The organism is Microbispora sp. GKU 823, from assembly GCF_002027145.1.
In the GTDB taxonomy this organism is placed as follows: Bacteria; Actinomycetota; Actinomycetes; order Streptosporangiales; family Streptosporangiaceae; genus Microbispora; species Microbispora siamensis.
The window spans coordinates 1-3,885 of the sequence record NZ_MWJN01000214.1 but is presented as its reverse complement, the minus strand read 5'-3'; the positions used below and the strand labels follow the sequence as shown (position 1 = coordinate 3,885).

5 protein-coding genes and 2 pseudogenes are annotated in these 3,885 nt (G+C 72.5%); 5 read left to right on the top strand and 2 right to left on the bottom strand.

Annotated features, from left to right (window positions below; genetic code table 11):
* A partial coding sequence (locus B1L11_RS46310; protein WP_143737997.1) for a hypothetical protein occupies positions 1-187 on the bottom strand: 187 nt, incomplete at its 3' end.
* A 258-nt stretch (positions 188-445) separates the two neighbouring features.
* Between B1L11_RS46310 and B1L11_RS44175 the strand changes: the two genes are divergently transcribed.
* Positions 446-1,288 carry a tryptophan 2,3-dioxygenase gene (locus B1L11_RS44175; RefSeq protein WP_204052375.1) on the top strand — a complete coding sequence of 281 codons (843 nt, stop codon included), beginning with the start codon at positions 446-448 and terminating at the stop codon, positions 1,286-1,288.
* 80 nt (positions 1,289-1,368) lie between these two features.
* Here the strand turns inward: B1L11_RS44175 and B1L11_RS49355 are convergent, their stop codons facing one another.
* Positions 1,369-1,617 (bottom strand): hypothetical protein, encoded by a 249-nt coding sequence (locus tag B1L11_RS49355; protein ID WP_218671709.1) that lies wholly within the window; start codon positions 1,615-1,617, stop codon positions 1,369-1,371.
* On the opposite strand from B1L11_RS49355, the pseudogene paaA reads away from it, so the two are divergent.
* The 4 genes and pseudogenes from paaA to B1L11_RS46305 all read left to right on the top strand — a co-directional run.
* Positions 1,525-2,427: pseudogene (gene paaA, locus B1L11_RS53575) on the top strand (1,2-phenylacetyl-CoA epoxidase subunit PaaA); the annotation flags it as partial. The gene B1L11_RS49355 and the pseudogene paaA sit on opposite strands and share 93 nt — an antisense overlap.
* A 54-nt stretch (positions 2,428-2,481) precedes the next feature.
* Positions 2,482-2,750, top strand: a pseudogene (gene paaB / locus B1L11_RS49345) (1,2-phenylacetyl-CoA epoxidase subunit PaaB).
* Between the two features lie 8 nt (positions 2,751-2,758).
* Positions 2,759-3,511, top strand: a complete 753-nt coding sequence (gene paaC, locus B1L11_RS44160; protein ID WP_079321084.1) for a 1,2-phenylacetyl-CoA epoxidase subunit PaaC — start codon at positions 2,759-2,761, stop codon at positions 3,509-3,511.
* A partial coding sequence (locus B1L11_RS46305) for an iron-sulfur cluster assembly protein (RefSeq protein WP_179155605.1) occupies positions 3,508-3,885 on the top strand: 378 nt, incomplete at its 3' end. The genes paaC and B1L11_RS46305, both read left to right, overlap by 4 nt.

Sequence of the window (3,885 nt, the reverse complement as noted above, 5' to 3'; positions counted from 1 at the left end):
CCCGGCACGACAGCTCCCGCACCCGCCCGTACGACACCCGGCCCCCCGGCGTCACCAACGCCGTACGCCCCGGATCGGCCCCGTCCAGGAAGTACGCGGCCAGGTTGATCTCGCGGGGCAGGGCCGGATGTCCTCCTCCGCCCCCCTCGATCACGGGCGAGAGGGTCTCGGCTGATTGGGGACTCACAGTTCCTCCTCGAAATCGCACACGTAGCCCTGCGCAATGATGAGGAAGCCGGTCTTTTCCGTGCAACTCCTGAAATGCTCTTTTCGCGGCGTGCACGCGCTTTCGTTCTCCGAGATTGCTTCGCCCGATTCACGGCTTGTACCGCGGACGCGCTCCGCATTAGCGTGACGAGAGAGATGGTGGGCGCGGAAAGCGTGCCGCAGATTTCAATCTGTCGCGTTCCGGGGGAATGCGTCTTCTCACGATGAGGTGACCGCCGTGGCCGTCGAACCACCCGTCGCGCTGACGTACTCCTCCTACCTGGCGCTCGACGAGGTGCTGGGGGCCCAGCGGCCACGCTCGGACCAGCACGACGAACTGCTGTTCATCGTCGTGCACCAGGTCCACGAGCTGTGGTTCAAGGAACTCCTGCACGAACTGACGCGGCTCCAGCGCGAGCTGGTCGCCGGCGAGTCGGCCCACGCGCTGCGCACGCTCCACCGCTGCCAGGCCGTGCTGAGGATCGTCGTCGCCGGGATCGACACGGTCGAGACGATGACGCCGTTCCAGTTCACGGCGTTCCGCTCCCGGCTGGGCAGCGCCAGCGGCTTCCAGTCGCCCCAGTTCCGGGAGATCGAGGCGATGCTGGGGCGGCGCGACCGCCGCATCCTGCGTGTCTTCCCCGAGGGCGGCGAGGAGCGCCGGCGGATCGAGGCCGCGATGGACCGGCCCTCCGTCTTCGACTCCTACCTGCGTTACCTGGCCACGCAGGGATACCGGGTCCCGCCCGGGCTGCTGCACCGGGACGTGACGCGGGCGCTCGAGCCGTCGGACGAGTTGCGCGAGGTGCTGCGGCGGGTCCGCCGGGACGACGGCTACGCCGCCCGCGTGGGCGAGCGCCTGCTGAACCTGGACAAGGGGCTGCAGGACTGGCGCTACCGCCACGTCAAGCTGGTGGAGCGGGTCATCGGCGCCAAGACCGGCACAGGAGGCTCGGCCGGCGCCTCCTATCTGTACAGGACCCTGTCCGGCCTGGCGTTCCCCGACCTGTGGGCCGTGGCCCGCGAGGGGCCGGACCGCAATACGGGAGATGCGGCGCCACCGCGGCCGGGACGAAGCTGATGGCGTCGGCACGGCGTTCTGGGGGCGCCCATCGGCGACGACACGCACCATCACCTGGCACTGAGGGCATTCGACGGAGGTCAGAGGTGGAGCTGCTCGACGGTGTGCCTCCGCTCGGCACCGAGGAGCTTCTCGCGGAGGTGGACGCCGCCGAGCGGGAACTCGCCGCCGGCGAAGGTCCGCCCGCGGGCACGGCCCCGGCCGGCGACGAGGAGGGGGCCGCGCGCTTCGAGGCGCTGATCGCCGCGGACGGGAAGATCGAGCCGAGGGACTGGATGCCCGACGGCTACCGCCGTTCGCTGATCCGGCAGATCGCGCAGCACGCCCACTCCGAGATCATGGGCATGCAGCCGGAGACGAACTGGATCAGCCGGGCCCCGAGCCTCGCGCGCAAGGCCATCCTCATCGCGAAGGTGCAGGACGAGGCGGGCCACGGCCTCTACCTCTACTCGGTGGCGGAGAGCCTCGGCGTGTCCCGGGAGTGGATGCTCGACGAGCTGCACGCGGGCCGTCAGAAGTACCTGTCGTTCATCAACTATCCGACCCTCACCTGGGCGGACGTCGGGGCGCTCGCCTGGCTGACGGACGGCGCCGCCGTGGTGAACCAGGTCTCCCTCTGCCGCACCTCCTACGGCCCGTACGCCCGGGCCCTGGTGCGCATCTGCAAGGAGGAGTCCTTCCACCACCGGCAGGGCTTCGACCTGCTGTACGCGCTGTCGCGGGGCACGCCGGAGCAGCGGGCGATGCTGCAGGCCGCGGTCGACCGCTGGTGGTATCCCGCCCTGGCCATGTTCGGGCCGCCGGACCACATGTCCACGCACTCCGCGCAATCGCTGGCCTGGCGGATCAAACGGGCCACCAACGACGAGCTGCGGCAGCGGTTCGTGGACATCTGCGTGCCCCAGGCTCGCGTCCTCGGCGTGACGTTGCCGGACCCGGCCCTGCGCTGGAACGCCGAACGCGGACACCACGACTTCACGCCCCCCGACTTCGAGGAGCTCAAACGCGTGGTCGCCGGGAACGGGCCGTGCAACCGGCAGCGCCTGGCCCACCGCCGGCGCGCGCACGAGGACGGCGCCTGGGTGCGGGAGGCGGCGGCCGCCTACGCCGCCAAACACGGCGAGTCCCGGGAGGCGGCGGAGCCCGCGCCCGCCGGGGAGGCGGCCCGGGCCCCGGAGCGCACCGACTGGCCGCTGTGGGAGGTCGTTCGTCCGCCCCCGCCGGGGCCTGGCCCACTCCCACGCGGGCGGCCTGCACGCCCCCCGACGCCGCCATGGCGTTGCGCAACGCCCGCGACCTCTACACCCGTCGCGGCGAGGGCGTCTCCATCTGGGTGCTGCCCGCGGCCGGGATCACCGCGTCGAGCCCCGACGAGAAGGACGCGTTCTTCGACCCGGCGGGCGACAAGGTCTACCGGCATCCTTCCTTCTTCGAGCTGCCCGAGGGGGTCGAGCACCTGTGACGGCGCCCATGACCACGACCGGCCCGGACCTGCGGGACTACGTGTTACGACTCGGCGACGACGCGCTCGTCGCCGCCCAGCGCGTGGCCGGGTGGTGCACGCGGGCCCCGCAGTTCGAGGAGGACGTCGCGCTGGCGAACATCGCGCTCGACCTGCTCGGCCAGGCCCGCGCCCTGCTGACGTACGCGGGCGAGCTGGAGGGCCTCGGCCGGGACGAGGACGCGCTGGCCTTCGGCCGCGACGAGCACGAGTTCCGCAACGTCCAGCTCGTCGAACTGCCCGACGACGACTTCGCCACGGCGATCGCCAAGATGCTGTTCTTCGGCGTCTACCAGCGCCTGCTCTACACCGGGCTGTCTCGGGCCGCCGACCCGAGGCTGGCCGGGATCGCCGCCAAGGCGGCCAAGGAGACGGCCTACCACGTCGACCACGCCGTCTCCTGGACCCTGCGGCTCGGCGACGGCACCGCCGAGTCGCACCGCCGGATGCAGGCGGCGGTGGACCACGTGTGGCCGTACACGCACGAGCTGTTCGAACCCGGCCCGCCGCCCGCCGCGGCCGGCCCCGGCGCGGACCCGGCCGCCCTGCGCGGCCCGTGGTGCCGCGAGGTCGAGCAGGTGCTCGCGGAGGCGACACTGCGCCGTCCCGAGGACGGCTGGGCTCCCACGGGCGGCCGCCGCGGCGTCCACACCGAGGCGTTCGGCCACCTGCTCGCGGAGATGCAGTACGTGTACCGGGCGCACCCGGGAGCCCGGTGGTGACCGACCCAAGGACGGTGGTGGGAGACACGGTGGTGCGGGGCCAGGCGGCGGCCGAGCGGGTCCGGTCCGCCGTCGCCGCGGTGCGCGACCCGGAGATCCGCGTGCTGACCATCGAGGAGCTCGGCATCCTGCGGGACGTCAGCGCCGAGGACGACGGCCGGGTCGTCGTCACGATAACCCCCACCTTCCTCGGCTGCCCCGCCATGGACGTCATCAGAGCCGACGTCGCCGCGGCCGCCCGCGACGCGGGCTGCGCGGAGGTCGAGATCGTCACCGTGCTGTCCCCGCCGTGGACCACGGACTGGCTGAGCGACGCCGCCCGCGCGAAGCTCGCGGCCGCGGATCGCCCCTCCGGTCCGGCGGGACGACCCGGC